Consider the following 26,675-nt stretch of genomic DNA (forward strand, 5'->3'; position numbering starts at 1 on the left):
TTTAATTGATACACGGCAAAAAAGCTGATTATCATGTCGCCAATCCCGCGAATTCGTCATTGCGCAGTAATCCATGTCCATCTCAACTCCTGCCGCGCCCGCCGTGAACCAGCCAGCCAACCCCGCTGAGATTGCCCGCGAGGCCTTCCGCCGCCTCGCCACGCGCCGCCTCGCGCCGACGCCGGACAATTACCGCGCCATCTACGACGAGATCGCCGGCACGCCATCGGCGCCGCCTCCCGCATCGACTCCCGACCTTGGCGCGGTCGAGGTCCTGGCCGGCTTCGCGCGCCGCATGGCCGAGACGCCGGGCGAGCTGTCCGAGTATGGCCGCCGCATGGCGCGCGCGGTCAAGCTCGAAGACTGGACTGGCTACACCCAGGCGCTGGGACAGATGCTTGACCGCCACCTGCGCCGCAATACCCCGGTGATGGCCCTGGGCGACGAGGAGCCGGACACCGTGCTGCTGCGCGAGATGCTGGCGCGCACCCTGTCGTTCGCCTGCGCCTCGCTGCTGAGCGGCGACGCCGAACTGTCGGCCGAGGCCGAGGCGCTGGGCGCGGCGGTCAAGACCGCCGTCGGCGAATCGGAACTGCAGGACATCGCGGCCCGCCTGAAGCAATTGTGCTTCCAGATCGAGCTGCGCAAGGACGACGGCGCCGAACAGCAGGAACTGCTGCTGCGCCTGTTCCGCCTGCTGCTCGACAATATCGAAGGCCTGCTCGACGACGACAACTATATGCGCGGCCAGGTGCTGGTGGTGCAGGACCTGATCAAGGGCCCGCTTGACACGCGCGCGCTGGAAGACGCCACCCGCGGCCTGAAGGACGTGATCATCAAGCAGGGCCACCTCAAGCACGGCATCGACGACGTGCGGGGGGCCATGAAGAACATGATGATGACCTTCATCGACCGCTTGGGATCGGCCGCCGCCTCGACCAGCGACTACCATGCCAGGCTGGGCGGCTTCTCCGAGCGCATCGGCCGTGCCACCGACGTGAACGAGATCAACGGCGTGCTCGACGAAGTGCTGCGCGAGATGCGCAGCGCCCAGGACGAGGCGCTGGCCTCGCGCGACCGCATGGTCGGCGCGCATAAAGAGGTGCAGGAGGCCGAGCAGCGCATTCGTGAGCTGGAGGCCGAGCTGCAGCATATGAGCGAGCTGGTGCGCGAGGACCAGCTGACCGGCAGCCTCAACCGCCGCGGCCTTGACGATGTGTTCGAACGCGAAAGCGCGCGCGCCGACCGCCGCAAGACGCCGCTGTGCGTGGCCCTGCTCGACCTCGACAATTTCAAGCGCCTGAACGACACCTATGGGCATATGGCGGGCGACGCCGCGCTCAAGCACCTGGTGAAGGTGGTGCGCGACACGCTGCGCTCGATGGACGTCATCGCCCGCTTCGGCGGCGAGGAATTTTTGATCCTGCTGCCCGAGACCACGGTCGACGCTGCGGCGGCGGCCATGGTGCGGGTGCAGCGCGAGCTGACCAAGCATTTCTTCTTGCACGATAACGAGAAGATGCTGATCACGTTCTCGTGCGGGGTCGCGCTGCGCACGCCCAACGAAGAGCAGGCGTCGCTCATGGCGCGCGCCGACAAGGCGATGTACCAAGCCAAGAATAGCGGGAAGAATCGGGTGGTGATCGCGGATTGACCGGCGTCATGCCGGATTTATACTCGGCTGCAATGTAGTCATCTTCAAGCAGCCAGTCCATGCCCATCCTGCATCGCACCCAGTCCTTGTCCGCGCTCATGCCCCGCTTCGTCGAGCGGTTCCGCTGCATCGGCGCCAGTTGCGAAGACACCTGCTGCTCCGGCTGGACGGTGTATGTCGACAAGAAGACCTACAAGGCCTATCGCAAGGAATCGGTCCCGGCCCTCGGGCGCATGATGGCCAATATGACGCGCCTGGACGGTGGCGGCGAGGATGCCTACGGTGCGATCACGGCGGTTGGCCAGGAACAGCGATGCCCGGCACTCCAGGATGGCATGTGCTCGGTGCAAACCCACCTTGGCGAATCCTACCTGTCCGACACCTGCCACACCTACCCGCGCACCAACCGCAGCGTGCATGGCCAGGTCGAGCAGTCGATCACCTTGTCCTGTCCCGAAGCCGCGCGCCTGGCCCTGCTGGCCGAAGACGCCTTCGATTTCGTCGAGGCCCCGGTCCAGCTCCGGCATGCGGCCATGCTCGGCGTCGGGCCGCGTTTCGGTGTATCGCCGGCGCTGATGGCCGAGACGCGCATCTTTTGCCTGAATCTGCTGCGTACCCGCGACCTGTCCTTGTGGCAGCGCCTGGTGTTGCTGGGCGCCTTCTGCGACACCCTGAGCGCGCTATGCGCGAGTGGCGGACAGGAGACCATTCCCGCCATGATCGACGACTTCGTGCGCCTGGTCGAAAACGGCGAGCTGGTCGCGACGCTGGACCTGATCCAGCCCGACCATGATGCCCAGGCCATGGTGTTCGCCACTTTGTGGGCCACCAAGGGCTTCGAATCCACCTCAACGCTCGAACAGGCCTTGATGCACGAGGTCGCTACCAGGTTCGGCGCCGATGCCCACGGCCAGGTCAGCGCCGAGCGCCTGGTGGGCGCGTACCGGCACGGCCTGGGCCGCCTCGACGAAGCACTGGCCGAGGCGCCATGGCTGCTCGAACATTATCTGGTCAATGAAGTCCTGGTCGAACTCATCCCGTTCAACGGCGCAACGCCCTACGACAGCTATGTGCAGCTGATGGCGCGCTTCGGCCTGCTGCGCCTGATTCTTGCCGTGCAATGCAATACCGAAGGCGAGCTGCCGCCGCTCGCCACCCTGGTGTCGACGGTGCAGCTGCATTGCCGGCGTTTCCAGCATGTGCCCGGCTATACCAAGCGCGTCAACGATTCCCTGTATGACAGCGGCTGGGCGGAACTTAGCAAACTGTACACATTACTCAAGACCTGAGCCCCTAAATAAAAATTATTTTTGCCCTCAAGTTCCTTTTTTGCCTGCCGCCAAGGCCAGCGCTTTTTGCCAGCGCCCTCGTCGCAAGCCATTTATTTCGAAACGGGGCCCTAAACTTTTTCCATAGGGCACCGTTACCAGCAACAACAGCGGTTTGAACGTCACGGAACAGCGCGACGGACCAAAGTACACAGCAGCACGGTCGCTGCACCCTGTAAGACCACGTCTCTGGAGTAGACACCATGGCATCCGTAATCAATACCAACGTTCCTTCCCTGAACTCGCAGCGTAACCTGTCGACCTCGCAGTCGCAGCTGAACACCTCGATCCAACGCCTGTCGTCGGGCATGCGCATCAACAGCGCCAAGGATGACGCCGCCGGCCTCGCGATTTCCGACCGCATGAACTCGCAGATCAAGGGCATGACCCAGGCTACCCGCAACGCCAACGATGGCGTGTCGATGGCCCAGACCGCCGAAGGCGCACTGTCGAGCTCGGGCGACATCCTGCAGCGTATCCGTGAACTGGCAGTGCAGTCGTCGAACTCGTCGAACTCGTCGAGCGACCGTAAAGCGCTGCAGACCGAAGTTACCCAACTGACCTCGGAACTGAACCGTATCGCCAACACCACCGAGTTCAACGGCCAGAAGCTGATGGACGGCACGATGGGCACCGCGAACTTCCAGGTCGGCGCCAATGCAGGCCAGCTGATCTCGATGAATGGCTCGAACTTCACCACCTCGACCTACGGCAATAACACCACCGACATCGCCGCCAAGAGCGCATCTTCCGCCGCGACCAACGGCGTGGTTGCCGGCACCGTCACCATCAACGGTTCGCAGGGCACGAAGGGCATCAACGTTGCTGCCGGCGCCACCGCCAAAGACACCGTGGCCCAGATCAACACCGCCAGCGGCGAAACCGGTGTTACTGCAACTGCGAAAACCGACGCCAACCTGGACCTGGTCGCCAGCTCGTCGTACACGATGACGCTGGAGTCGGATAACGACGATGCCGTCACGATCTCGTTCTCGGTCGGCACCGACGACGCCAACGGCCATGCCGGCGCCATCAGCGCCTTCAATGCCCAGTCGGCCAAGACCGGCGTCACCGCATCGTACGACACCAAGAATGGCGGCATCAAGCTGACCCACGCTGACGGCAACGACATCAAGCTGAAGAACACGAGCGCCGACGCCGCCGCCGGCGATGCCAATCTGTCCACGTACAACGCCACCGGCGGCAAGGGCGACGCGGTTGACACGATGGGCGCGAACGGCGGCACCGCGATGGGCAAGATCACCATGAACTCGGAAAAGAGCTTCTCGGTGGTTGATGCGACCACCACGATGGGCCTGACCGGCAACTCGGACCTCGATTCGGTAGCCGACCTCGACATCGGCACCTTCGAAGGCGCACAGGCTGCCATCCGCACCGCCGATGCCGCACTGGCAGCGGTCAACAGCCAGCGCGCCGAATACGGCGCACTGCAGTCGCGTTTCGAATCGGCGATCTCGAACCTGGGTTCGTCGACCGAGAACCTGTCGGCATCGCGCAGCCGCATCGTCGATACCGACTTCGCTGCTGAAACCGCAAAGATGACCCGCGGTCAGATCCTGCAACAGGCTGGTACCTCGATGCTGGCCCAGGCCAACTCGCTGCCGAACGGCGTCCTGTCGCTGCTGCGTGGCTAATCGCTAGCCAACGGTAGTCACAACGCGAGGTAAGCGGTTCCTCGGCCAGAGAAATCTGGCCGGGGAATTTTCATTAGGGAGTGCGACATGCAGATCCAGTCAATTGGTACGCCCACCATCGCCAAGCCCGAGGAACGTCCGGCTGCGGCCACTGCGGCGGGCGCGGTCAACGCGCGCCAGGTGCGTCCGGATACGCCGGATGCGCCCGATGCGCTGCCCGGCAAGGACGAAGTGTCGGCAGCGGTCAAGAAGCTCAATGAGGCGATGCCGCCCTCGGCCCAGTCTCTGGAGTTCGAGATCGACGAGGACAGCCAGGAAATCGTGGTCAAGATCATCGACCAGAGCACCAGGGAAGTGGTGCGTCAGATGCCCAGCAAGGAAGCACTGGAAATGGCCAAGGCAATCGACAAGATGCAGGGATTGCTGATCCGGCAAACCGCCTGAATCACTTTTGGGTGAAAAAAGCGCCACCTCCGCGAGGACGTGGCGCTTTTTATATGGTTCTGGCCTGAACGGGATCGTAACTGTTTCGCAAAATCAAAATAAAGCCACATTTACCGCTCTTAAGTACCGTTTGTTTCTGCCGATAATCACTTACATTATCGCTTTCACGGGAGATACAAGTGGCACTCGACATCAATGGCCTGGTTTCACAGCTGATGCAGCAAGAGGCTGCACCGCTGGCCAACTACGACAAGAAGACGCTCGCGCTGCAGTCGCGCAGCGCCGCGTACAGCCAGGTCAGCGCCGCGGTCGGCACCTTCCAGTCCGCCCTGACCAAGCTGAACACTCCCGCCACCTTCCTGGGCCTGAGTGCCAACGCCAGCAACAAGGACGTCTTTTCCGCCACTGCCGGCGCCGACGCCGTCGCGGGCAAGTACAAGATCAACGTCACCCAGCTGGCGCAGGCCCAGAGCCTCAAGAGCAATGGCTACGCCAGCACGACCTCGACCATCGGCGGCAGCGCGCCGACCACCCTGACCTTCCAGTTCGGCACCGCAGCCGGCGGCACCTTCGGCGCCACCGGCAATGCGCTGGGCCTGGCCGCTGCATCGAGCGGCATCGGCAACGGTTCGCTGAGCCTGAACGGCGTCGCGATCGGCACCGGCCCGACCACGCGCAGCGCGCGCGCCCTGGCCGAGGCGATCAATGCGCAGTCCGACAAGACCGGCGTGGTCGCCACGGCCGGCGCCGCCAGCACCACCGCCGGCCTGTTCAACAACTTCGGCCAGGTCAGCGTGCAAGCCGGTTCCAGCTATGCCCTGTCGGTCGGCGGCGTGCAACTGGCCAACCTGACGCCCGGCAGCGCGCCCCTCACCGGCGCCGGCCTCGACACCGCGCTGGCGGGCGCCGGCGCCCGCAATGCGCTGGCCGCTGCCAATATCACCGTTAGCGGCAGCGCCGCGGCGGGCACGCTGCAGTTCAGCGCGTCCGACGGCTCCACCATCGACGTGACCGAAACCGTGACCGGCACCGTACGTGGCGGCATTGGCCTGGCCGCTACCGCAGCCAATACCGGCTCGACCGTGACGGCGACCGCCGGCGTCACCCTGAGCTCGAACGACGGCAACCAGATCACCGTCGGCGGCACCAACCCGGCCGCCGCCGGCTTCACCGCCGGCAGCGTCGGCACCCATATGGGCGCGGGCTTTTCGCTCAACGGCGCCATCAACAGCAAGACGATCACCCTCGGCACCGGCGACCAGTCGCTGCAAGGCATCCGCGACGCCATCAACAAGGGCGATATGGGCGTGACGGCCACCATCGTGTCCGACGGCAGCGCCAAGCCCTACCACCTGGTGCTGACCTCGAACAAGACCGGCGAAGCGACGACGATGAAGATCACCGTCGGCGGCGAGGACGGCGCGGCGGGCGACCCGGCCATCGCAGCCATGCTCGGCTACGACCCGGCCGGCACGCAGGGCATGACCCAGACGGCCGGCGCCCAGAGCACCAAGCTGAACATGAACGGCATCGAGATCAAGAGCGACAGCAACACGGTCTCGGAAGCCATCCAGGGCGTGACCCTGGATGTGTCGGCCGTCGGCAGCTCGACGCTGACGGTGTCGAAGGACACGGCGGCCATCACCAGCTCGGTGAACGAATTCGTCAAGGCCTACAATGAACTCAACAAGACGATCAACGGCCTGACCGCGTACAACACCGAAACCCAGAAAGGCGCGGTCTTGCAGGGCGACGCCAGCGTGCGCGCAATCCAGAGCCAGCTGCGCAAGCAGATCAGCACGGTCATAGAAGGCACCGGCAGCAAGCTGACCTCGCTGAGCCAGATCGGCATCGGCTTCCAGAAGGATGGCAGCCTGCAAGTCAATTCGACCAAGCTCAACAAGGCGATCACGGACAACGCGGCCGACTTCGGCGGCCTGTTCGCCGCGATGGGTTCGACCACCGACAACATGATCAAGTTCGGCCAGTCGAGCGCCGCCACCAAGGCCGGCACCTACGCGATCAATATCACCAACCTGGCGACCCGCGGCAACCTGACCAGCAGCGCCGCGCTGAGCGGTTCGACCACGATCGCACCGAACACGGTCTGGAGCATTACGCTGAACCAGACCGACCCGGTCACCGAAACCAAGACCCAGGAGATCAAGCTCCAGGCCGGCACCTACAGCAACGACGATCTAGCCGCCCTGATCCGCTCCGCGATCAACGGCAACTCCGTCTTCGCCGGCGCCGGTGACACGGTCGAGTCCGAGGTGGGCGACGATGGCCGCCTGAAGCTGTCGTCGAGCAAGTATGGCGAATTGTCGAACATCTCGATTGCCGCCGTCAGCGGCAGCCCGGTCGACAGCATCTTCGGCGGCGCCGCGCCGACCAAGGGCACGGACGTGGAAGGCACCATCGGCGGCGTCGCCGCCACCGGCAACGGCCAGTCGCTGACCGCGGCGGCCGGCTCGCCGGCCGAAGGCATCCAGGTGTCGGTGACCGGCGGCGTGATCGGCGACCGCGGCACTGTCACCTTCTCGCAGGGCTTCGCCCACCAGCTGACCAACCTGGCCGCGGGCTTCGTCGGCAAGGACAGCCTGCTGCAGACCAAGACCGACGGCCTGAGCGTCTCGATCAAGTCGATCGCCTCTCAGCGCGAACGCTTCGAGACGCGCCTGGAAAGCATCGAAAAGCGCTACCGCGCGCAGTTTGTCGCGCTCGACTCCATGATGAGCTCGATGCAGAACACTTCTAACTATCTCACCCAGCAGCTGGCGACCCTGTCGTCCAACTGGGGTTAATTAAGCATTACTGGAGAATCACATGTTTGGAACCCCGAAACGCGGTGTCGGCGCCTATGCCACGGTTGGCCTGGAAACCGGCGTCGCCGCCGCTTCGCCGCACAAGCTGGTGGTGATGCTGTACGACGGCGTGATCGTCGCCCTGCTCAGCGCCATCAACGGCATCAAGTCGTCGAACATCGCCATCAAGGGCGCCTCGATCTCGAAGGCCATCACCATCATCGACAACGGCCTGCGCGCCTCGCTCGACAAGAAGGCCGGTGGCGAAATTGCACAAAACCTGGATGCGCTGTACGACTACATGAGCCGCCGCCTGCTGGAAGCGAACATCAAGAACGACGCGACGATCGTCGAAGAAATCCACGGCCTGATGGCCGACCTGCGCGGCGCCTGGGTCCAGATCGGCGAGCAGCAGGAAGCGCCCGAACCGATGCCGCCGGCGATCCAGCAAGCCCCTACCCTGATGAGCGCCTGAGGAAGATGATGACGATGACGATGAGCGGACAGGAAGTCGTGACCACCTACGAAACCATGGTCGGCATCACCGAGCGCATGCTGGATGCAGCCAGCGCCAATGAGTGGGACCGCCTGGCCGAGCTGGAGCAGGAATGCGCGCGCCATGCCAACCGCCTGAAAGCGAATGAAGGCGGCGCGCCGCTGGGCGGCCCGGAGCGCCTGCGCAAGGTCAACGCGATCCGCCGCATGCTCGACTTCGACCGCCAGATCCGCGACCTCACCATGCCATGGATGGCGCACCTGTCGTCGCTGATGAAGAGCACCTCGACCGAACGCCGCGTCGTGCGCGCCTATGGCGTCTGATAATGGGAGGGCCCGATGCTGCCGCGTGAACTCGTCGGCAGCGTCGCGCCTGTCACCCCGGCGCGGCCGGCCGAGCAGGCCGCCGATCCGCGCCAGCAAGCCTTCGCGCGCGAGATCGCGCCGTTCCTGGGCAAGGCCATCCACGGCGCGGTCCAGGCCCGCCTGCTAGATGGTACCTTCGTCGTCAAGTTCGCCGACACCCAGGCCCGCATGCAGCTGCCACCCGGCGCCCAGGTCGGCGCCGACGTGCCGATGACCCTGGTCGGCCTGCATCCGCGGCCCACCTTCCAGGTCGGTTCGCAAACGACCACCGCCTTCGCCGAAGCCGGCCCCGCGCCGCAAGAGGATGCCGACGGCGCGCATGCGCCGCTGTCGTATCGCGAAGGCGCCGCCGTGGGCCGCGCCAGCGCCCTGCTGGCTTCCAGCGGCGCGATGGCCGCGCAGGCCTTTGCCGGCGGCACCGAAGCGAAGAACACCACCCTGAGTCCCACTGCCCAGGCCCTGGCCGGCGTGCTGGCCGCGGCCCAGAGAGCCGACAGCCACCTGTCCTCCATCGTCGGCCGCGCGCCGCTGGTGGGCGGCCCCGGGGCCGATCCGGCGGCGCTGGCGGCCGGCCTGCAGCAGGCCTTCGGCAAGAGCGGCCTGTTCTACGAATCGCACGTGGCCGAATGGGCGCGCGGCGCCCTGCCCATGTCCGAACTGGCTGGTGAGCCGCAGCAGCAGGCCGCGCAGGGCGGCGTGCGCCCCAATCCGCAAGATCCCGCCACCGCCCAGTTCATCAGCATGCAGCTGGCGGCCCAGGAACAATCGCAGCTGGCCTGGAAAGGCCAGCTGTGGCCGGGCCAGCCGATGGAATGGGACGTGCAGCGCGAAGCCCATGGCGGCAAGGATGGCGAGGGCGAGCAGGCGATCTGGCACTCGCGCCTGCGCCTGCGCTTTCCGCAGCTGGGCGAACTCGAGGCACAGCTGCGCATGGTGAACGGCGCCTTGCAGGTGCAGTTCGCGGCGGCCGACGACGCCACCGCCGGCCTGCTGCGCGAGCACATGCCGGAACTGGCGAGCGCCCTCGATGCGGTGGGCACGCCGCTGGCCGGATTCGATGCGCGCCCGCGCACCGGCACGCCCGAAGCGAAGGAAGGCGATGACTGAATCGGCCGGCAAGCGGCGCCAGAACGCCGTGGCGCTGGCCTATGGCGCCGGCGAGCGCGCCCCGACCGTGGTGGCCAAGGGGTCGGGCATGGTGGCCGAACAGATCATCCAGCGCGCCCAGGACGCCGGGGTGTTCGTGCACGAATCGAAGGAGCTGGTGTCGCTGCTGATGCAGGTCGATCTCGACCGCGAGATTCCTCCGGCCCTGTATCGGGCAATTGCGGAACTGTTGGCATGGCTATATCATATAGAGTCGGCTCGACAACATGGTGAGCTATTGCCTCCCGCGCCCGATCCGACGCCCCACCTCCCAATGGAACCAGCGGCAAGGACAGAAGCAAGCGATGAATGAAGCAGAACTGGAAGACTGGCACGATTTCGAAGTCGGATCGCGCCGCGAGATCGTGGCGCTGCTGCGCCAGATCGGAGAAAAGAACCAGCTGATTCGCATGCTGATCAAGGGTGAGGCCGACGTCTGTGTGACTTCGATCCTGGCGGTCGACGAAGACAGCGGTACGGTGGTGCTGGACCGTTCGGTCGACCGCGCCCAGAACGACCGCATCGTGGCCGCCGGCCGCGTGAAATGCGAAACCTCGCTCGACAGGATCCGCATCCTGTTCGGCGCCGACGGCCTGGCCGCCACCACCTGGCGCGGCGAGCCCGCGCTGCGCGCCGACATCCCGCCCACCCTGATCCGCCTGCAACGGCGCGAGTACTACCGCATGCCCACGCCGGTCAGCAATCCGGTGCGCGCACTGGTGCCGGTGCCGATCGACGCCGGCGGCGGCATGGGCGTGTTCCCGCTGCACGACATCAGCGTCGGCGGCATCGCCCTGCTCGACAACAAACTCCAGCTGGGTGCGGGCATCGGCCGCGTGATCGAGGGCTGCCGCATCGAGCTGCCCGAGATCGGTCCGATCGCGACCTCGCTCGAGATCCGCAACTCGCTCGACCTCACCCTGCTGAACCACAAGACCAGCCGCCGCCTGGGCTGCCAGTTCGTCGACATCTCGCGCGGCGGCCTGGCCGCGGTGCAGCGCTACATCACCAAGCTCGAACGCGAGCGTAACGCCAAGCTGGCGGGCCTGGCCTGAAATCGGCCTGAACCTTCAGGCGGCCTGCCGCGCCTGCACGGCGTAGCGTGGCGCCGGCGCGGCATTGCCGAACATCCCGGCCAGCTCGCGCCGCGCCGCATCGTAGGCGGTCCATTTTTCTCCATCGTGCAGGCCTGGAATGGTGACCTGCTCGCCCTGGGCCAGGCCGGCCAGCGCGGCGTCGACCAGGTCGTCCACGCTCATCACGACCTCCGCCGGCAAGCGCTCCAAAGGATGGCCCAGCGTGTCCCAGAAGCCGGTGGCGGTCACGCCCGGCAGCACCGCCTGCACGCGCAGGCCCTTGGCCCCGAACTCGTGCTGCAGCGCCTGGGTAAATGCCAGCACATAGGATTTGCTGGCGCCATACACGCCATTCATCATCTCGGTCGCGACCGCGACGATTGACGACACGTTGACGATGGTGCCGGCGCCGCGCGCCGCCATGCCCGGCGCCACCGCATAAGTCAGGCGGGTCAGCGCGGTGACGTTCAGCGCGATCATCCGGTCCATCGCATCGACGTCGTCGCCGTGCAGCGGCGCGACCGAGCCGATGCCGGCGTTGTTCACCAACAGCGTGACGTCGCCGCGCACGCGCAGCAGCGCTTCGACGCGGCGCAGCGCGTGCGGATCGACCAGGTCGGCGGCCAGCACCTCGACCTTGCGGTCGGTGGCGGCGCGCACCAGACTCGCCACGCGCGCCAGGCGTTCTTCGTCACGCGCGATCAGCACCAGGTCGTAGCCCTGGCGCGCCAGGCGGTCCGCGTACACGGCCCCCATGCCCGTCGATGCGCCGGTGATCACGGCGGTTCCCTTGTTTGCGTGCGTCATTGGATATCCCTTTCATAAATTGGCGGGACCAGTGTAGCGAGCCGCCCATAAAGGTGCAATCGTGATACCTCTTTAATCGGAGGGAGGCCGGCATCGCGCATCGGCAGGCCCGGGACGGCGCGCTCCTCCTTTCGGGAGAGCTTTGGAAAAAAATCGCGCCGCATGTCACAGCCGGGCGCGCCCGCTCGTCTTATCTGCAAGAAGGCCGCACAGTGCGCCCTCGCCACCCTGAAAGGAACACATCATGTCCGCACGTCTGAACCTGTTCACCCTGGCCCCCGCCAACCTGAAAGCCCTGATCAACCTGTCGATGACCAACCGCCAGAGCTCGATCGGCGAACGCCTGTTCGAGCTGGTGCAGCTACGCGTCTCGCAGCTCAATGGCTGCGGGGTCTGCATCGACTTGCACTGGCGCGACCTGATCAAGCAGGGGGCCGATCCACGCCACCTGAACTCCGTGGCCGCATGGCGCGAATCGCCGTTCTTCAGCGAGCGCGAACGCGCCGCCCTGGCCTGGGCCGACGCCGTCAACGCTCTGCCGCACCGCGACGACACCGACGCCGCGTGGCCGGCACTGCGCGAGCATTTCAGCGAGAACGAGATCGCCGAACTTGGCTATACTATCGCGGCGATTCGTGGTTGGAACGTCATTAACCTGAGTCTGCGCAACCAGATCCCGGTGCATCCCGCCCCGGGCATGTAAACGACGATCGATGGATACGGCCGCGCGCGAACCTTCTTCTTCCCTGTCGCTTCCCACAGCATCGCTGCACGGCCACGACACCGCGACCCTGTCCCAGGCGATGGGTCTGCTCGCCATCGTCGGCGACCTGAGCATGGGCCAGCCGATCGACGGTTCGGAGCGCGCCGCGCGCCTGGCCGCGCGGGTGGCCGCGGCGGCCGGCTTTGACGCCGCGGCCTGCGAGCACGCGCGCATGGTCGCGCTGCTGCGCTGGTCGGGCTGCACCGCCAACGCGGCCGGCTTCGCCGCGATGATGGGCGACGACGTCGGCGCGCGCCATGCGCTGGTGAGCCGCACCCTCAATGCCCAGCAGATTGCGCGCCTCTCCGACACCACCGAGCTGGCCGAAGTCCACTGCGAAGTCGCGGGCGACATCGCCGCCATGATGGGCTTGCCGGCCGCGGTCGAAAGCGGCTTGCGCCACGTGTGGGAGAACTACGATGGCAGCGGCCTTCCGTTCCACCTGCGCGGCGACGAAGTGCCGACCGTGGTGTACCACGCGGCGCTGGGCGGCGACCTCGAGATCCTGTCGCGCGTGCATGGCATCGAGCGCGCGCTGGAGATGATCGCGCAGCTGGGCGACGTCAAATATCCGGCGCGCCTGGTGGCGCTCGTGGCGCCGCATGCGCGCGCCTGGCTCGACGAACTGGAGACCGCGGAAGCGCCATCGTCGCAGCCGGATTTTCTTCCGGTATCGGTGCCGCTCACGCTGGTGGCCGACATGATCGAACTGAAGCTGCCCTGGCTGGCCGGCTATTCGCGCCGCGTCGCGCTGCTGGCGCAGGAGGCGGCGCAGCTGGCGGGCCTGCCCGAGGCGCAGCAGCGCAGCCTGGCGCGCGCCGCCCTGCTGCACGGGATCGGGCGCGCGGCGGTGACCAACACGGTATGGGAGCGCAACGGCAAATTGAACGCCGCCGACTGGGAAGCGGTGCGCCTGGTGCCCTACTGGACCGCACGCGCCGGCAGCCGCATCGACGGCCTGGGGCCGGACGCGCAACTGGCGTCGCACGTCTACGAGCGGCTCGATGGCAGCGGCTATTTCCGCAGCCTGGACGCGAGCGCCCTCGGCGCGCCCCAGCGCCTGCTGGGCGTGGCCGCCGCCTGGGTGGCGCTGCGCTCGCCGCGGCCATGGCGCGCGGCTCATGAGCCGGCGGCGGCCGGCGCCCTGCTCGAAGCCCAGGTGACGGGCGGCCGCTTCGACCGCGCCACGGTAGACGCCGTCCTGGCCGCGGCGACGGGCGTTCGCGCCGCGTCGGGCAATGGCGCGATTGGTGGAGGCAACGCGAATGGAAGCGCCGGCGCGCCGGCGCGCGCCACGCTGTCGGCGCGCGAAGTCGAGGTCTTGCAGCGCATCAGCCTCGGGGAGAGCAACAAGGAGGCCGCGCGCGCCATGCGCATCAGCCCCAGCACCGTCCGCACCCACGTCGAGAGCATCTTCCGCAAGCTCGATTGCTCGACCCGCGCCGCCGCCACCCTCAAGGCCCTGACCCTGGGCCTGATCTAGAAGCCCTTCCAGGCCGATGGGATCGAGCGGGCCGCGGAACATATAGCCGCGCAGCGGTACGTTCACGATCCAGGCGCCGGCATCGGGCGCCACCGCGCCCAGCGCCTTGCGCAGGTTCGAGACGTGCACGCGCACGTTCGCTTCTTCCACCACCAAGCCGGGCCACACCAGGCGCAGCAGTTCATCCTTGCCCACCACCTCGCCGGCGCGCCGTACCAGGCACACCAGCAGGTCGAAGGCGCGCGAGCCCAGCGCCACTTCGCGCCCGCCGGCTTCCAGCCGGCGCCGCCGCGGGAACAGCACGCATGGTCCGATGCGCCAACCTGTCTTCACTATCGTTCTCCTGCATAACTCGGCGTGCGCCGCCACAATGCATCCATAAGCTGAACGCGTGGACGGCGGAGCCGTCCACGCTACGCCGCGGTATCGATCGCGCGCGCCATCGCCCCCAGCACCGCCGCGGCGTCGTACTGCGCCGCATGGCGCCGGTGCAGCGCGCCCATCGCGGCCGGGTCCATGGCGCCGCGCTGTTCGAGCTGGCGGCGGAAATCCGCATCGCGGAACGGATCGCGCACGCTGTCGCCGAATTCTTCCAGTCCCAGGCGGCCGTCGCCGTCGACGTCGAGCATCGAGTGAAGCTGCCTGGCGCGCTCCATGCCTTCGTCGCCGCCAAGCCCGGTCGCCAGTTCGTCGATGCCGATGATGCCGTCGCCATCGGTGTCGATCGACTTCGCCACCTCCTGCTTGTACAGCATGGTGTACGAGCCCTGGGTCACGGTGATGCCCTGGCTGGCGAAACTGGCGATCGCGCCCGCATGGCGCGCCGCGTTCTCTTCGAGGCGGCGCTTGTCTTCGGCCGAGTCGGCGCGCGCCTGGGCGATCGCAAACGGGACCTGGCTGCCCGACGGCTTCGCACCGGCGATGCGGGGCATTGCCGACGACAGCGCCGACGACAGGCTGGAAGAAATCTGCATGGCTGCTCCATCATGGATGAGGGACTATCATCGTCGCGCCGAATGCGTGCTGGATAAAGAGCCAAGATCGGGCCAATGACTGGGGCCATCACGGCGCCGATGCAAAGTCGCATGGCGCGCTACCGGCATCCTGGACCAAGATCTGAATTTAAGGCTGAGCCAAACCATTCTTGGCCCAGTCCGCTCTTTCGTAACTACCGGTCCAAGTGCATAATATACTGCCAAGGAGGTAACGTTTCCAATGCAAGACCTGTCCGTCAGCGACTACCTGAGATTCGACGCCGGCAGCCCGGTCCCGCTGTACCGCCAGATCCACGCGCGCGTGCGCGAGGCGGTCGACACGGGCGTCCTCAAGGCGGGCGACCGCATCCCCGCCACCCGCGTGCTGGCCGAAGAACTCGGCCTGGCGCGCGGCACCGTGGCCGCCGCCTATGCCCTGCTGTCGGCCGAGGGCTACCTGGAAGTGCGCGGCGCGGCCGGCTCGGTGGTCGCGCGGCGCGATCCCCTGCACCGCCCGCCGGCGCGCGCCAAGGTGGCGCCGCGCGCACGGCCGCTGCCGCTGGACGTCGGCGGCGCGGTGGCGCCGCTGCCGTTCCAGATGGGATTGCCGGCGCTGGACGCCTTTCCGCGCAAGGTGTGGGCGCGCATGGCCGCGCGCACCGCGCGCTCGCTGCAGACGCGCCACCTGCTGAAGGAATCGAGCTTCGGCGCGCCCGCCCTGCGCACCGCCATCGCCAGCTACCTCAAGCTCTCGCGCGGGATCGACTGCACGCCATGCCAGGTATTCGTCAGCGCCGGCTACCGCGAGGTCCTGGGACTGATTGCACACGCCCTGCTGTCTCCAGGCGACATGGTGTGGACCGAGGAGCCGGGCTTTCCGCCCACGCGCCACCTGCTGGCGGGCCTGGGCTACGTGCCGCGGCCAGCCCCGGTCGACGAGCACGGCCTGGACGTGGCGCGCGCCGCGTTGCTGGCGCCGGGGGCACGCATGGCGGTGGTCACCCCGGGCCACCAGTGCCCGCTCACGGTCAGCATGCCGCCGGCGCGGCGCCAGGCCCTGCTGGACTGGGCCGGCGCCCACGATGCCTGGATCGTCGAGGACGATTACGACGGCGAGTTCCGCCACAGCGGACGGCCGCTGCCGGCCCTGGCCAGCATGGACCGCGCCGGCCGTGTGATCTACAGCGGCAGCTTCAGCAAGGTGATGTTCCCGGGGCTGCGCCTGTCCTACGTGGTGGTGCCGCCCGAGCTGGTCGAGCGCTTCGAGGATGCCGCGAGCCTGCTCAGCAACGGCTGCCCGGCGCTCACCCAGTCCATCCTGTGCGAGTTCATGCAGGACGGCCACTTCGTGCGCCACGTCCAGGCCATGCGCCGCCTGTATGCCGAGCGTTGCGAGCTCACGGCGCGCGCGCTGGCCCCGGCGTTCGGCGCCCGCGCCAACATCCTGCCCCAGGCCGGCGGCCTGCACCTGATGGCCGAAGTCGCGCCGGGCACCGATCGCCTGCTCGCCGCGCGCCTGCGCGAGCACGGCCTGGCGCCCGTGGCGCTGGCCGATTTTTATGCCGGCACGCCCACGCGCAGCGCGCTCCTGATGAACTTCGCCAACGTCGCCAGCGGCGCCCAGGCCGAAGAACTGGCGCGGCGGGTGGCGCAGGCGATGGACGCGCCTCTGCCTTAGGTGCTTGGCGCAGGGGGCGGCGCGCGCCGCTCTACCCAAAGGCGTATTGCCGCACCCCGCTCCTATTTCGTATCTTTGAGGCATCTTTTTAAAGGCCTGCGCATTCCCGCCAGGGCCGATCTTCCTTCGCCTGGACCCGCCATGAATACCATGACCATCCTGCTGTCCTCGTTCATCCTCTCGGTGACGGGATTGGCGATCTTCGTCTGGTCGCTGCGCAACCGCCTGTTCGAGGCCAGCCCCGCCGCGGCCCGCACCATCTTCTCGGAAGGCGAGATCGGCCGCAGCGACGACCCCGCCGCCACGCCCAGCCAGGCCGCCGCTCAGGCCGCGCATGACGCCGCCCCGCCCCTCACCGAGGACGAGGCGCGGCGATTGGGCGAGGAACTGCAGGCGCGGGTCGAGGCCGACCGTTCGAGCTCGCTCGTGACCTTCCTGTTCCTGGCCTGCGCCGTCGTGTGGCTGCTGGTGGCGACCGCCGCGGGACTACTCAGCTCCATCAAACTGCACGAACCTGACCTGCTGGTGAACCAGGCCTGGCTCACCTTCGGGCGCATGCGCACCATCCACCTGAACGCGGTCGCCTACGGCTGGGCGCCGATGGCGGCGCTGGGGCTGGCAATGTGGCTGCTGCCGCGCCTGCTCAAGACGCCGCTGGTCGGCGCGCGCTATGCGATCGCCGGCGCCATGGTGTGGAACGCGGGCCTGATCGCGGGCCTGGGCTGCATCGCGGTGGGCCTGTCCGACGGCATGGAGTGGCTCGAGATCCCGTGGCAGGTCGACATCCTGTTCGTGGTCGGCGGCGCCCTGGTGGGACTGCCACTGGTCTACACGCTGCAGGCGCGCACCGTGCGCCACCTGTACGTGTCGGTCTGGTACATGGGCGCGGCGCTGTTCTGGTTCCCCACCCTGTTCCTGGTCGGTAACCTGCCGGCGATGCACTTCGGCGTGCAGCAGGCGGCCATGAACTGGTGGTTCGGCCACAACGTGCTGGGCCTGTTCTACACGCCCATGGCGCTGGCCTGCGTGTATTACTTCCTGCCGAAGATCATCGGCCGCCCGATCCAGTCGTACAACCTGTCGCTGGTGGGCTTCTGGTCGCTGGCCTTCTTCTATGGCCAGGTCGGCGGCCACCACCTGATCGGCGGCCCGGTGCCGGGCTGGCTGATCACGCTGTCGATCGTGCAGAGCGTGATGATGATCGTGCCGGTGCTGGCGTTCTCGATCAACCAGCACCTGACCATGAAGGGCCACTTCAGGCGCCTGTGGGATTCGCCCACGCTGCGCTTCATCGTGCTGGGCGGGATGATGTACACGCTCAGTTCCGTCCAGGGCTCCATCGAAGCGCTGCGCAGCGTGAACACGGTGGCGCACTTCACCCACTTTACGGTGGCCCACGCCCACCTCGGCCTGTACGGCTTCTTCACCCTCGTGATGTTCGGCGCGGTGTACTTCGTGATGCCGCGCGTGATGGACTGGGAGTGGCCGTATCCGAACCTGATCTCGCTGCACTTCTGGCTGGTGGTGGTCGGTTTCGGCATCTATTTCGTCGGCCTGTCGATCGGCGGCTGGCTGCAGGGCCTGGCCATGCTGGACGCGGCGAAGCCGTTCATGGATTCGGTCAACGTGACCATCCCCTGGCTCAAGAGCCGCTCGGTGGGCGGCGCCATCATGGCCCTCGGGCACCTGGTGTTCGCGATCCACTTCGTGCTGATGGCGACCCGCCGCGGCGTGGCGCGCGAAGGCGCGGCGCTGCTGAACGAACCGCTGAGGACCACCTCGGTCGCAACGGCCGCCTGAAAGGAAGATCATGCAAGACGAACTCAAACTGCTGGGCGGCGCGATGGTGACGCTGGCGCTGGCGACATCGGCGCTGGTGGTGGTGCCGCACATGCAGCTCAAGGACGGAGAACCGCCGCCGGGCCTGAAGCCCTATTCCTCGGCCGAGCTGCGCGGACGCCAGGTGTACATCGCCAACGGCTGCATCTACTGCCACTCGCAGCAGCCGCGCGATCCCGTACAGGCGCCGGACGACAAGCGCGGCTGGGGCCGCGCCTCGGTGGCGGCCGACTACCACTACGACAAGCCGCACCTGCTGGGCACCATGCGCACCGGCCCCGACCTGTTCAACATCGGCGCGCGCCAGCCCAGCGTCGACTGGCACCTGGGCCATATGTACCAGCCGCGCGCCTACGTCGCCGGCTCGATCATGCCGGCCTATCCCTACCTGTTCGAGGTCAAGGACAAGGCCGATGAGGGCGACCGCGTGGTGACGCTGCCGCGCGGCTATACGCCGGCCGGCAAGGTGGTGGTGGCGCGCCAGGAGGCGCTCGACCTGGTGGCCTACCTGGTGGGCCTGGATCACACCTATCCGGCGGTCGAGACCATCGGCACGCAGAGGGAACGAAAATGAGCGAACATCAGCATGAGCACGAACGCGCCCAGCGCCGCGAGAACCCGGATCCGACCGAGGGCGAGCGTCCGTTCCCGAAGCCGCTGTTAGCGGTGGTGATCGGCCTGGTGGCCTGGGGCATCGGCTACATCTACATCACCCAGAGCAACGACGACGCCGCCTTCGGCGACCACCGCACCCTGGCCACCCTGCAAGGGCCTGCGCCGGGCGCCAAGGTCGACGGCGCGCAGATCTACAACGCCCAGTGCGTGGCCTGCCACCAGGCCAGCGGCCTGGGCCTGGCGGGCGTGTTCCCGCCGCTGGCGGAATCGGAGTGGGTGACGGGCGATCCGAAGCGCCTGGCGCAGATCGTGCTGCACGGCGTTTCCGGCACCCTGACGGTGAAAGGCGCCGCCTACAACGGCATGATGCCGCCCTTCAAGGACAAGCTGGACGACGCCCAGATGGCCGCCCTGCTGAGCCATATCCGCAGCCAGTTCGGCAACCGCGCGGAAAGCATCGACGCCAAGCTGGTGGCGGAGGCGCGCAGCGCCAGCGCCGAGCGCACGGCGCCGTGGAAGGGCGACGATGAACTCGCCTCGTTCGAGTAGCGCCGGTAGCCGCGCCACCCTCCTTGCGGTGCTGGCCGTCGCCCTGGCCGGCAGCGCCGCCCTGTATTACGGCAGCAGCGGCTTTCGCGCGATCTCGACCGAGGCCGCGCGCCGCATCGAGGTGGCCGAACGTCCGCTGCGCTTGCCGCCGGCGACCCTGAGCGGCGCCGACGGCGCGGCGCGCCTGCTCGCCGACGAGCTGACCGGTGACGGCCGCGTCACCCTGGTCACCTTCATCTATGCGCGCTGCCAGTCGATCTGCCGCGTGGTCGGCACCGAGCTGCAGCAGATGCAGGACGAGATCCACGCGCGCGGCGCGGCGGACAAGGTGCGCCTGGTGACGATCAGCTTCGATCCGCGCGACGATGCCAGCGCGCTGACCCGATACGGCCGCATGATGAAGACCGATCCGGACGTGTGGCGCCTGTACGGGATACCGCTCGATGCCGAACGGCGCCGCCTGCTCGATGCCTTCGGCGTGATCGTGGTGCCGGCGCCGCTGGGCGAGTTCGAGCACAACGCGGCCTTCCACGTGGTCGACCGCAGCGGCCGTCTGGTGCGCATCCTCGACTACACCGAACCCGGCACGGCGCTCGACGATGCGCTGGCGCGCGCCGCGGAAAGGACCTAGGCGATGACGCGCCTGATGCGCTGGAGCGGCCCCGCGCTGCTAGGGGTGTTGCTGGCCACCCGCGCGCCGCTGGAAGCATCGATGCTGCGCCACATGCTGGTTCAACTGCCGCTGCTGGTGCTGTGCGGCGCGCTGCTGGGCCCCGCGCTGCGCCTGCCGCCGGGCCTGGCGCGCTGGGATTTCCAGGGCCTCACGACCTTCACCGCGACGGCCTTCATCACCACCTACTGGATGATTCCGCGCGCCTTGGAACAGGCGCTGTTCGAGCCGCTCGCGGCCGGCGCCAAATTCGCCAGCCTGCTGCTGCTCGGCGCCGCCCTGCCGGGCGCCCTGCGCCGGGCCCATGTGGTGGTCCAGCTGTTTTATGTCGCCAATATCTGCGCCATGATGGCGATCGCCGGCATGCTGTACCGCGAACTGCCGCAGCGCCTGTGCAACGCCTACCTGCTCGACGACCAGACCGTTACCGGCAGCGCGCTGGTCGGCCTGGCGCTGGCGCTGGGCATCGCCTGGTGCATCGTCGATGCCCGGCATTTTGCGGATCCGCCGGAGAAGCAGTAGCGGCCACTCAGTGCCCACTGACCGGGCACTCCGCTTGGCCCGCAGCCCCAACACGTCATTCCCGCGCAGGCGGGAATCCAAGGCCTCCGTACAGTGGCAAGCATCAAATGATGTGGTCATGCACGCATACTTGGATTCCCGCCTGCGCGGGAATGACGTGCTTGGGCTATGGGCCTTTCAGGAACCCGCAGCGCCATGTGCTCAGTAGTACGCGCTGCGGATGCCGCTGCCAGGACGGATCAGTCCACGCTGGGTGGCGACCACCACCGCATGCGTGCGCGCGGTGGCGTCGAGCTTGCTCATCACGCCCTTTACATGGGTCTTGACGGTGCCGACGCCGATGCCCAGCTTGCGCGCGATCGACTTGTTGCAGCAGCCTTCGGCCAGCAATTGCAGCACGTCGGTCTCGCGGCCGGTCAGGTTTTCGCGGCTGAGGCTATCGGCCACGCTGCGCGTCACCGACTCGCTCAGGTAGCGCTGGCCCTGCGCCAGCGATGCGACCGCCTTGAGCAGCTCGTCCTGGCTGCACGACTGCAGCACGTAGCCATGCACGCCCGCGTCCATCGCGAGGCGCACTTCCCATTCCTTGTCGAGCTGGGTGACGATCAGGACACTGGGGCGGCGCACGCCGGCGTGCTCGGGCTGGCGCGCCAGCGCGAGGCCGGTGTCGTAATCGGCGACCAGCACCCGCGCCACCTGCCGCGCCTCGGGCTGGCTCAGGTGGGTGCTGACACGCCATTCGGGACGGTCGGCAAGGATGGCGTGCAGGCCGGCGGTCATCACCGGATCGTTGTGGATGATATGAACGGCGGATGGAATGGTAGGCATGGTGTACTCCTGATTTAGCTGCGTCGGGCTCGCTACCCGTTCGTTCATATTGGAACGACAAGTTAAGTCCGGCAAGTTAATACATGTAAAAATTGCGCCGCCGGCTCCGGGTCGGCGGCATGACGGAATGCGTTATACTTGGGCGATCATGCGTCTGACCTCCTTCACCGATTACACGTTGCGCACGCTGCTGCACCTGGGCAGCAACCCCGGTCGCCTGGTGACGATCCAGGAGATCGCTGACCTGCACAACATTTCTAAAAACCACCTGATGAAGGTGGTGAATGAACTCGCACGCAACGGCACAATCGAAACCATTCGTGGCCGCAACGGTGGCTTCCGTCTGGCACACGAACCGAAGGACATCAACGTCGGCGCCATCGTGCGCATGAGCGAGAGCGACTTCTACATGGCCGAGTGCTTCGACCCCAACGGCACGCCCTGCGGCCTGGTCAAGGCGTGCGGCCTGAAGGGCGTGCTGGGCAATGCCACCGCCGCCTATCTGGCCGAACTCGACCGCCATACCCTGGCTTCCCTGCTGCCCGAACCGCGTCCGCGCGAAGTGCCGGTCACGGTGCATCGGCGCAAGGCCGCCTGAACCCTTAGAACCTATCCCGGTAGGTTCTTAGAACCTATCCCGGTAGGTGGGGGGAAGTTCATGGCGATGCATGGCGAGCGTGAGCAAGGCGCGAGGAGGCCGCATGGCTAGCCATGCAACGACGAGCAACGCAGCGCACGCTTGCCAGGCGCGGCAGGAACGACTCCCACCTACCGGGATAGGTTCTTAGGCGGCGACCGCGCCGGCCTCGATCGCCGGATAGAATTCCCGGTCTTCGCGCCGGATGCGCTGGTACAGATTGCGCAGCACCCGGTTCGCCTCTTGCCTGAACTGTTCCGGCGCCTTGACCAGCCGGCTGGCCAGGTTCCAGCGCCCGGCGAATGCCAGGTAGTCGGCGGCGATGTCACCCATCTCGTTCTGGTAGGCCTGGCTCATGCGCGCCAGGCGCAGGTCGCCCCGCGCCAGCGCCGGATACAGGGTGTCGTTCTCGACCGCCAGGTGCAGCCGCACCACGCCGCTCATCGCGACGATCTGCGCGGCGATCTCTTCCGCGTGCTCGACCACGCCCTCCTGGCTGCTGGCGCGCAGGCGGTCGATGCTGTCGAGGATATCGAGGTGCTGGTGCTTGAATTTATCGATGTTCATGATCGCTTCCTTCATCTGTCTACCGAGGCTTGTGCTCAGCAGTTAACCAAGTGTAATGCGGTTTTCTCAAAGATGCAAACATTATGCTTCTTTTGACGCACACCGCGTTCGGCCAGCCTTGCGGCCTGCCCTGGCCTCAGGATGAATGGATGCGGCGCTCGTTCAGCAGCGCCACGAAGCGCCGCGCCGCCAGTCCTTGCGGACGGTTGTTGGCCCATACCACGTCGACGAACAGCTTCATGATGTTGGTGAAGTTGGCGGAAGGGATGTGCACCAGCTGGCCATCCGCCAGCGGCGCACGCACGAAACCCGCGGGCAGCCAGGCCCAGCCCAGGCCGGCGGTGACGAGGCTGAGCGCCGCCACCGGATTGTCGGTCTTCCACTGCAGGCGCGACATGGCGATGCGCTTGTCGACCTGGTCGGCGTGGCGGCCGGCCATCACGATCTGGCGCTCACCCAGCAGGTGCTGGTCGCGGATCGCGCCAGCCGGCACCCGCGCCAGCAGCGGGTGATCGGGCGCCAGCACCGCCACCAGCGTTTCGTGGGCCACTTCCTGGAAACCTTCGCGCGGATCCGTGCCATAGCGCTCGAACACCAGCGCCAGGTCGGCGCGGCCATCCTGCAACATCGCCAGCGCATCGGCTTGGGCCGCGCTCAGGACGTTCACTTCCAGCAAGGGGAACTCGTCGGACAGCGCCCGTAAGGCATCGTGCCAGGGCGCGGCGGCCATCAGCTCGGGCACCAGCACCAGGGTCAGCGAAGGTTCGAGGTCCTGGCTCAGCGACAGCGCGTGCTGGTTCAGCAGCCGCAGTTGCTCGACCAGCAGGCGCGCCTGCGGCAGCAAGGCCAGCGCGTGCACGGTGGGCCGCGGTTCGCGGCCGCTGCGGTCGAACAGTTCGAGGCCGAGTTCGGCTTCCAGGTTGGCGATGGCCATGCTGACGGAGGACGGCACGCGCCCCAGTGCGCGCGCGGCAGCGGAGAAGGAGCCGTGGTCGACGGCGGCGAGCAGGAGGCGCAGGTGGTCGAGATCGAAAGTCATCTATCAATCATACTGATAGCTTTTGACTTTTTCCATCATCACCATTCACATAAGATAAGTCATATATCAGCGGCAAGGTCTGTCGTATTCATTCAGGAGAACATCATGGTGTGGTTGGTCTTGTTTCTGGCCGGTTTGTTCGAGGTGTGCTGGGCCGTCGGCCTCAAATATACGGAAGGTTTCACCCGCCTGTGGCCGACCGTCGGCACCGTGGCGGCGATGGCGGTCAGCTTCGGCCTCTTGTCCCAGGCCATGAAGACGCTGCCGCTGGGTACGGCGTATGCGATCTGGACCGGTATCGGTGCGGTCGGCACGGCCCTGGTCGGCATCGTCCTGTTCGGCGAATCGGCCAACCCGGCGCGCCTTGCCTGCATCGGCCTGATCGCGGCCGGCATCGTCGGACTGAAGCTGGCGAGCCCCGCCTGAACTGCACCCACATCATGCGCGGCCGTTGCAGGAATGTTTTTCAGCGTCGGCGCCCGTCCCGCGAATTCCCTGTATAGCGTGCTGTTTGCGCGCTTTGTCGGATTCGCGCCGTCCGTTTCTGCCCCGATGCCGTCCCGGTCGACGTGCCAGTGGCACAGCTGATCATGCGCCGACGCGTCGGATGTGCCATGATGTGCCCCCTTTCCCATTCGCCAGAAAAAATGCTGCCTACCGGTGTTGGTCCCAATTCGCCCGCCAGCGTCGATGCCGCTGCCGATCAGCGCTTCAAGGAGCTGTTCGACCAGTCTCCGCTGAGCCTTCAGATACTCGCACCCGACGGTCGGACAATGCGGGTGAACAGGGCCTGGGAAGCACTTTGGGAAATCCACGAAGGCTCGGCATTGAAGCAGTTCGTCCTGAGCGAGGATTACAACGTCCTCCGCGATCCCCAGCTCCTCGAAAGCGGCATCGCTGCGCTACTGCAGCGGGCATTCGATGGGGAGTCGATCCGGATTCCGGTCGTCCGGTATGACGTCGCCGTCCTGAACGGTTCCGGCCCAGCGCGTTGGGTAACAGCAAGGGCGCACCCTATTAAAGATGGTGATGGCAAGGTGCTCGAAGTCATGCTCATGCATGAAGACATCACCGACAAGATTCAGGCGGAAACCGCTTTACGTATGCGCGAGGAACGGTTTCGTTCCCTGGTGATGGCCACATCCCAGATCGTGTGGAGCAACACTCCCGACGGCCGGGTCGTCGAAGACTCTCCTTCGTGGCGCGCCTTTACCGGACAAACCTACGAGCAGTGGCGCGACTTTGGATGGCTGGAGGCAGTCCATCCGGATGACCGCGAGGCGGCCCGGACGCGGTGGCTCGAATGCGTGGCGACGACATCGTTGTTCGAAGTGCGATATCGCCTGCGCCGGATGGATGGACAGTACCGCTGGACCGAAGTTCGGGGCGTACCCATCATCGAGACGACAGGCTCGATCCGCGAATGGATCGGTACCAATACTGATATTCACGAAATTGTTCTGGCGGAAGCAGAACTCGGGCAGCGCTTGGAACGCGAGAAACGCAACGTTGCCCTGCTGTCGAAAGTCGCCCAGGCCGCGCGAAAGTTACAGACCGTCCTCTGGGATGGCGAGATCGCCGACGTCCTCGTCGATGAGACACGCGATATCCTGCAGGTACACCAGGCCGTCGTTTCCCTGACGGAAGGCACGGGATGGTCGCAAGCGATCAACGCGGTCTCGCTCTCCGACAAGTACGCCCACTATCGCGACTACGCCACGCGCACCGATGGCAGCGGGATCTATGCGGAAGTCTGCCGTACCAACCGCGTCATGCGCCTGACCCAAGCGGAACTGGAAGCGCATCCGCGCTGGCGCGGATTCGGGACGCACGCGCAAGCCCACCCTCCCATGCGAGGATGGCTCGCCGTGCCACTGATCGATCGGATGGGCAAGAATATCGGGCTGATCCAGGCATCGGACAAGATACAAGGCGAATTCTCGGAAGAAGACGAGGCCATCCTCTTACAGCTGGCATCGATCGCGGCAAATGGTATCGAGAATGCCCGTCTCTATCATTCCCTGCAAGAACAAGATCGACGAAAAGACGAGTTTCTCGCCATGCTGGCACACGAATTGCGTAATCCACTGGCGCCGATATCCGCGGCGGCGGAGATGCTCAAGCTGGGCACCGCGAACGCGGAGCGCATCCGGCGTTCCAGCGACGTGATCGGGCGCCAGGTACGGCACCTGACGTCGCTCGTGGATGATCTGCTCGATGTGTCACGGGTCACCCGTGGCCAGATCGAACTGGATTGCGCTTTGCTCGATCCGATGACGATCATCGCCAGCGCGGTCGAGCAATCACACCCCCTGGTAGCGGCGCGCGGGCACGTCTTGCTGATCGAGGGCGATGCCGGTGGTGCGCAGATATCGGGCGACCCCAACCGGCTGGTGCAGGCCTTCACGAACCTGCTGAACAACGCGGCCAAATACACGCCCAACGGCGGCAGGATCGTGGTGAGCCTGACTCGCGGCACGCGAACCGTCGTGATCCGGATACAGGATAACGGCATCGGCATGAAGTCCGAGCTGCTGCCGTTCATCTTCGACCTGTTCAGCCAGGCGGAAAGAACGCCCGACCGGGCGCAAGGCGGCCTCGGCATCGGTCTGGCTCTCGTAAAAACGATCGTCCTGCTCCATGGCGGCCTGGTGACCGCGCACAGCGATGGTCCTGGCGCCGGCAGCACGCTGACCGTGACGCTGCCTGTCGCGGAAGAATGAACCGGGGACATGC

The 26,675-nt window shown here is 66.4% G+C and carries 26 protein-coding genes and 1 pseudogene; 21 read left to right on the forward strand and 6 right to left on the reverse strand.

All coding sequences use genetic code 11. The features are described 5' to 3' along the window. Nucleotides 1-73: 73 nt before the first annotated feature. From AC3A6F_RS09140 to AC3A6F_RS09185, 10 genes are all read left to right on the forward strand, one after another. A complete protein-coding gene (locus tag AC3A6F_RS09140) occupies nt 74-1,654 on the forward strand; it encodes a GGDEF domain-containing protein (protein WP_487679974.1) in 1,581 nt (526 codons plus the stop codon). A gap of 59 nt (nt 1,655-1,713) precedes the next feature. Beyond that, nucleotides 1,714-2,943 (forward strand): flagellin lysine-N-methylase, encoded by a 1,230-nt coding sequence (gene fliB, locus AC3A6F_RS09145; protein WP_487679976.1) that lies wholly within the window; start codon nt 1,714-1,716, stop codon nt 2,941-2,943. A gap of 242 nt (nt 2,944-3,185) precedes the next feature. Continuing rightward, a complete protein-coding gene (locus AC3A6F_RS09150; protein WP_487679978.1) occupies nt 3,186-4,637 on the forward strand; it encodes a flagellin N-terminal helical domain-containing protein in 1,452 nt (483 codons plus the stop codon). An 87-nt stretch (nt 4,638-4,724) separates the two neighbouring features. Beyond that, complete coding sequence (locus AC3A6F_RS09155; protein ID WP_487679980.1) at nt 4,725-5,081, forward strand: flagellar protein FlaG; 357 nt, start codon at nt 4,725-4,727, stop codon at nt 5,079-5,081. 179 nt (nt 5,082-5,260) lie between these two features. Continuing rightward, nucleotides 5,261-7,885, forward strand: a complete 2,625-nt coding sequence (fliD, locus tag AC3A6F_RS09160; protein WP_487679982.1) for a flagellar filament capping protein FliD — start codon at nt 5,261-5,263, stop codon at nt 7,883-7,885. A 22-nt stretch (nt 7,886-7,907) separates the two neighbouring features. Beyond that, nucleotides 7,908-8,360 (forward strand): flagellar export chaperone FliS, encoded by a 453-nt coding sequence (gene fliS / locus AC3A6F_RS09165; protein WP_487679984.1) that lies wholly within the window; start codon nt 7,908-7,910, stop codon nt 8,358-8,360. Between the two features lie 14 nt (nt 8,361-8,374). Then, nucleotides 8,375-8,704: a flagellar protein FliT gene (locus AC3A6F_RS09170; RefSeq protein ID WP_123069766.1), complete on the forward strand. Its 330-nt coding sequence runs from the start codon at nt 8,375-8,377 to the stop codon at nt 8,702-8,704. 15 nt (nt 8,705-8,719) lie between these two features. Next, nucleotides 8,720-9,853: a flagellar hook-length control protein FliK gene (fliK, locus tag AC3A6F_RS09175; RefSeq protein ID WP_487679986.1), complete on the forward strand. Its 1,134-nt coding sequence runs from the start codon at nt 8,720-8,722 to the stop codon at nt 9,851-9,853. Next, a complete protein-coding gene (locus AC3A6F_RS09180; protein ID WP_487679988.1) occupies nt 9,846-10,205 on the forward strand; it encodes an EscU/YscU/HrcU family type III secretion system export apparatus switch protein in 360 nt (119 codons plus the stop codon). The genes fliK and AC3A6F_RS09180 overlap by 8 nt, the downstream gene beginning before the upstream one ends. Then, complete coding sequence (locus AC3A6F_RS09185; RefSeq protein WP_487679990.1) at nt 10,198-10,947, forward strand: flagellar brake protein; 750 nt, start codon at nt 10,198-10,200, stop codon at nt 10,945-10,947. Before AC3A6F_RS09180 ends, AC3A6F_RS09185 begins: the two co-directional genes overlap by 8 nt. A gap of 15 nt (nt 10,948-10,962) precedes the next feature. On the opposite strand, the gene AC3A6F_RS09190 is transcribed toward AC3A6F_RS09185, so the two are convergent. After that, a complete protein-coding gene (locus tag AC3A6F_RS09190; RefSeq protein WP_487679992.1) occupies nt 10,963-11,775 on the reverse strand; it encodes an SDR family NAD(P)-dependent oxidoreductase in 813 nt (270 codons plus the stop codon). Between the two features lie 244 nt (nt 11,776-12,019). On the opposite strand from AC3A6F_RS09190, the gene AC3A6F_RS09195 reads away from it, so the two are divergent. Together AC3A6F_RS09195 and AC3A6F_RS09200 are read left to right on the forward strand one after the other, a co-directional pair. Next, nucleotides 12,020-12,478 carry a carboxymuconolactone decarboxylase family protein gene (locus tag AC3A6F_RS09195; RefSeq protein ID WP_487679994.1) on the forward strand — a complete coding sequence of 153 codons (459 nt, stop codon included), beginning with the start codon at nt 12,020-12,022 and terminating at the stop codon, nt 12,476-12,478. A 10-nt stretch (nt 12,479-12,488) separates the two neighbouring features. Beyond that, nucleotides 12,489-14,021, forward strand: a complete 1,533-nt coding sequence (locus tag AC3A6F_RS09200; protein ID WP_487679996.1) for an HD domain-containing phosphohydrolase — start codon at nt 12,489-12,491, stop codon at nt 14,019-14,021. Between the two features lie 48 nt (nt 14,022-14,069). Here the strand turns inward: AC3A6F_RS09200 and AC3A6F_RS09205 are convergent. Together AC3A6F_RS09205 and AC3A6F_RS09210 are read right to left on the reverse strand one after the other, a co-directional pair. Continuing rightward, nucleotides 14,070-14,390: pseudogene (locus AC3A6F_RS09205) on the reverse strand (winged helix-turn-helix domain-containing protein); the annotation flags it as partial. 44 nt (nt 14,391-14,434) lie between these two features. Next, complete coding sequence (locus tag AC3A6F_RS09210) at nt 14,435-14,995, reverse strand: EF-hand domain-containing protein (protein WP_487679998.1); 561 nt, start codon at nt 14,993-14,995, stop codon at nt 14,435-14,437. A 241-nt stretch (nt 14,996-15,236) separates the two neighbouring features. Here AC3A6F_RS09210 and pdxR point away from each other — a divergent pair, with 241 nt between their 5' ends. From pdxR to AC3A6F_RS09240, 6 genes are all read left to right on the forward strand, one after another. Then, nucleotides 15,237-16,673 (forward strand): MocR-like pyridoxine biosynthesis transcription factor PdxR, encoded by a 1,437-nt coding sequence (gene pdxR / locus AC3A6F_RS09215; protein WP_487680000.1) that lies wholly within the window; start codon nt 15,237-15,239, stop codon nt 16,671-16,673. Between the two features lie 141 nt (nt 16,674-16,814). Next, nucleotides 16,815-18,473, forward strand: a complete 1,659-nt coding sequence (locus AC3A6F_RS09220; RefSeq protein ID WP_487680002.1) for a cbb3-type cytochrome c oxidase subunit I — start codon at nt 16,815-16,817, stop codon at nt 18,471-18,473. A 10-nt stretch (nt 18,474-18,483) separates the two neighbouring features. After that, nucleotides 18,484-19,086 carry a cbb3-type cytochrome c oxidase subunit II gene (locus AC3A6F_RS09225; protein WP_487680003.1) on the forward strand — a complete coding sequence of 201 codons (603 nt, stop codon included), beginning with the start codon at nt 18,484-18,486 and terminating at the stop codon, nt 19,084-19,086. Beyond that, nucleotides 19,083-19,676 carry a c-type cytochrome gene (locus AC3A6F_RS09230; RefSeq protein ID WP_487680005.1) on the forward strand — a complete coding sequence of 198 codons (594 nt, stop codon included), beginning with the start codon at nt 19,083-19,085 and terminating at the stop codon, nt 19,674-19,676. The genes AC3A6F_RS09225 and AC3A6F_RS09230 overlap by 4 nt, the downstream gene beginning before the upstream one ends. Further along, nucleotides 19,654-20,307, forward strand: a complete 654-nt coding sequence (locus AC3A6F_RS09235; RefSeq protein ID WP_487680007.1) for an SCO family protein — start codon at nt 19,654-19,656, stop codon at nt 20,305-20,307. Before AC3A6F_RS09230 ends, AC3A6F_RS09235 begins: the two co-directional genes overlap by 23 nt. Nucleotides 20,308-20,310: 3 nt before the next feature. Further along, a complete protein-coding gene (locus tag AC3A6F_RS09240) occupies nt 20,311-20,868 on the forward strand; it encodes a hypothetical protein (RefSeq protein ID WP_487680009.1) in 558 nt (185 codons plus the stop codon). A gap of 201 nt (nt 20,869-21,069) precedes the next feature. Here the strand turns inward: AC3A6F_RS09240 and AC3A6F_RS09245 are convergent, their stop codons facing one another. Then, nucleotides 21,070-21,696 carry a LuxR C-terminal-related transcriptional regulator gene (locus AC3A6F_RS09245; protein ID WP_487680011.1) on the reverse strand — a complete coding sequence of 209 codons (627 nt, stop codon included), beginning with the start codon at nt 21,694-21,696 and terminating at the stop codon, nt 21,070-21,072. A 148-nt stretch (nt 21,697-21,844) separates the two neighbouring features. On the opposite strand from AC3A6F_RS09245, the gene AC3A6F_RS09250 reads away from it, so the two are divergent. Continuing rightward, on the forward strand, nt 21,845-22,294 hold the full coding sequence (locus AC3A6F_RS09250; protein ID WP_137172863.1) for an RrF2 family transcriptional regulator: 450 nt from the start codon (nt 21,845-21,847) through the stop codon (nt 22,292-22,294). Between the two features lie 186 nt (nt 22,295-22,480). Here the strand turns inward: AC3A6F_RS09250 and AC3A6F_RS09255 are convergent, their stop codons facing one another. Next, the gene (locus tag AC3A6F_RS09255; protein ID WP_487680013.1) at nt 22,481-22,900 is read right to left on the reverse strand and encodes a hemerythrin domain-containing protein; all 420 of its coding nucleotides are present in this window, start codon (nt 22,898-22,900) and stop codon (nt 22,481-22,483) included. Between the two features lie 136 nt (nt 22,901-23,036). Further along, nucleotides 23,037-23,939: a LysR family transcriptional regulator gene (locus AC3A6F_RS09260; RefSeq protein WP_487680015.1), complete on the reverse strand. Its 903-nt coding sequence runs from the start codon at nt 23,937-23,939 to the stop codon at nt 23,037-23,039. A 105-nt stretch (nt 23,940-24,044) separates the two neighbouring features. Between AC3A6F_RS09260 and sugE the strand changes: the two genes are divergently transcribed. Together sugE and AC3A6F_RS09270 are read left to right on the forward strand one after the other, a co-directional pair. Beyond that, nucleotides 24,045-24,365, forward strand: coding sequence for a quaternary ammonium compound efflux SMR transporter SugE (sugE, locus tag AC3A6F_RS09265; RefSeq protein WP_320468054.1), 321 nt, complete (start codon nt 24,045-24,047; stop codon nt 24,363-24,365). A gap of 149 nt (nt 24,366-24,514) precedes the next feature. Beyond that, the gene (locus tag AC3A6F_RS09270; RefSeq protein ID WP_487680017.1) at nt 24,515-26,662 is read left to right on the forward strand and encodes a PAS domain-containing sensor histidine kinase; all 2,148 of its coding nucleotides are present in this window, start codon (nt 24,515-24,517) and stop codon (nt 26,660-26,662) included. The last annotated feature ends 13 nt before the right edge of the window (nt 26,663-26,675 follow it).

The organism is Massilia sp. Soil_C_3 (assembly GCF_057657035.1).

Excerpts from the sequence above, each read along its gene's own strand:
- AC3A6F_RS09140 (WP_487679974.1), top strand. The coding sequence starts at position 74 with ATGTCCATCTCAACTCCTGCCGCGCCCGCCGTGAACCAGCCAGCCAAC.
- fliB (WP_487679976.1), top strand. The coding sequence starts at position 1,714 with ATGCCCATCCTGCATCGCACCCAGTCCTTGTCCGCGCTCATGCCCCGC.
- AC3A6F_RS09150 (WP_487679978.1), top strand. The coding sequence starts at position 3,186 with ATGGCATCCGTAATCAATACCAACGTTCCTTCCCTGAACTCGCAGCGT.
- AC3A6F_RS09155 (WP_487679980.1), top strand. The coding sequence starts at position 4,725 with ATGCAGATCCAGTCAATTGGTACGCCCACCATCGCCAAGCCCGAGGAA.
- fliS (WP_487679984.1), top strand. The coding sequence starts at position 7,908 with ATGTTTGGAACCCCGAAACGCGGTGTCGGCGCCTATGCCACGGTTGGC.
- AC3A6F_RS09170 (WP_123069766.1), top strand. The coding sequence starts at position 8,375 with ATGACGATGAGCGGACAGGAAGTCGTGACCACCTACGAAACCATGGTC.
- fliK (WP_487679986.1), top strand. The coding sequence starts at position 8,720 with ATGCTGCCGCGTGAACTCGTCGGCAGCGTCGCGCCTGTCACCCCGGCG.
- AC3A6F_RS09180 (WP_487679988.1), top strand. The coding sequence starts at position 9,846 with ATGACTGAATCGGCCGGCAAGCGGCGCCAGAACGCCGTGGCGCTGGCC.
- AC3A6F_RS09185 (WP_487679990.1), top strand. The coding sequence starts at position 10,198 with ATGAATGAAGCAGAACTGGAAGACTGGCACGATTTCGAAGTCGGATCG.
- AC3A6F_RS09190 (WP_487679992.1), bottom strand. The coding sequence starts at position 11,775 with ATGACGCACGCAAACAAGGGAACCGCCGTGATCACCGGCGCATCGACG.
- AC3A6F_RS09195 (WP_487679994.1), top strand. The coding sequence starts at position 12,020 with ATGTCCGCACGTCTGAACCTGTTCACCCTGGCCCCCGCCAACCTGAAA.
- AC3A6F_RS09200 (WP_487679996.1), top strand. The coding sequence starts at position 12,489 with ATGGATACGGCCGCGCGCGAACCTTCTTCTTCCCTGTCGCTTCCCACA.
- AC3A6F_RS09210 (WP_487679998.1), bottom strand. The coding sequence starts at position 14,995 with ATGCAGATTTCTTCCAGCCTGTCGTCGGCGCTGTCGTCGGCAATGCCC.
- pdxR (WP_487680000.1), top strand. The coding sequence starts at position 15,237 with ATGCAAGACCTGTCCGTCAGCGACTACCTGAGATTCGACGCCGGCAGC.
- AC3A6F_RS09220 (WP_487680002.1), top strand. The coding sequence starts at position 16,815 with ATGAATACCATGACCATCCTGCTGTCCTCGTTCATCCTCTCGGTGACG.
- AC3A6F_RS09225 (WP_487680003.1), top strand. The coding sequence starts at position 18,484 with ATGCAAGACGAACTCAAACTGCTGGGCGGCGCGATGGTGACGCTGGCG.
- AC3A6F_RS09230 (WP_487680005.1), top strand. The coding sequence starts at position 19,083 with ATGAGCGAACATCAGCATGAGCACGAACGCGCCCAGCGCCGCGAGAAC.
- AC3A6F_RS09235 (WP_487680007.1), top strand. The coding sequence starts at position 19,654 with ATGAACTCGCCTCGTTCGAGTAGCGCCGGTAGCCGCGCCACCCTCCTT.
- AC3A6F_RS09240 (WP_487680009.1), top strand. The coding sequence starts at position 20,311 with ATGACGCGCCTGATGCGCTGGAGCGGCCCCGCGCTGCTAGGGGTGTTG.
- AC3A6F_RS09245 (WP_487680011.1), bottom strand. The coding sequence starts at position 21,696 with ATGCCTACCATTCCATCCGCCGTTCATATCATCCACAACGATCCGGTG.
- AC3A6F_RS09250 (WP_137172863.1), top strand. The coding sequence starts at position 21,845 with ATGCGTCTGACCTCCTTCACCGATTACACGTTGCGCACGCTGCTGCAC.
- AC3A6F_RS09255 (WP_487680013.1), bottom strand. The coding sequence starts at position 22,900 with ATGAACATCGATAAATTCAAGCACCAGCACCTCGATATCCTCGACAGC.
- AC3A6F_RS09260 (WP_487680015.1), bottom strand. The coding sequence starts at position 23,939 with ATGACTTTCGATCTCGACCACCTGCGCCTCCTGCTCGCCGCCGTCGAC.
- sugE (WP_320468054.1), top strand. The coding sequence starts at position 24,045 with ATGGTGTGGTTGGTCTTGTTTCTGGCCGGTTTGTTCGAGGTGTGCTGG.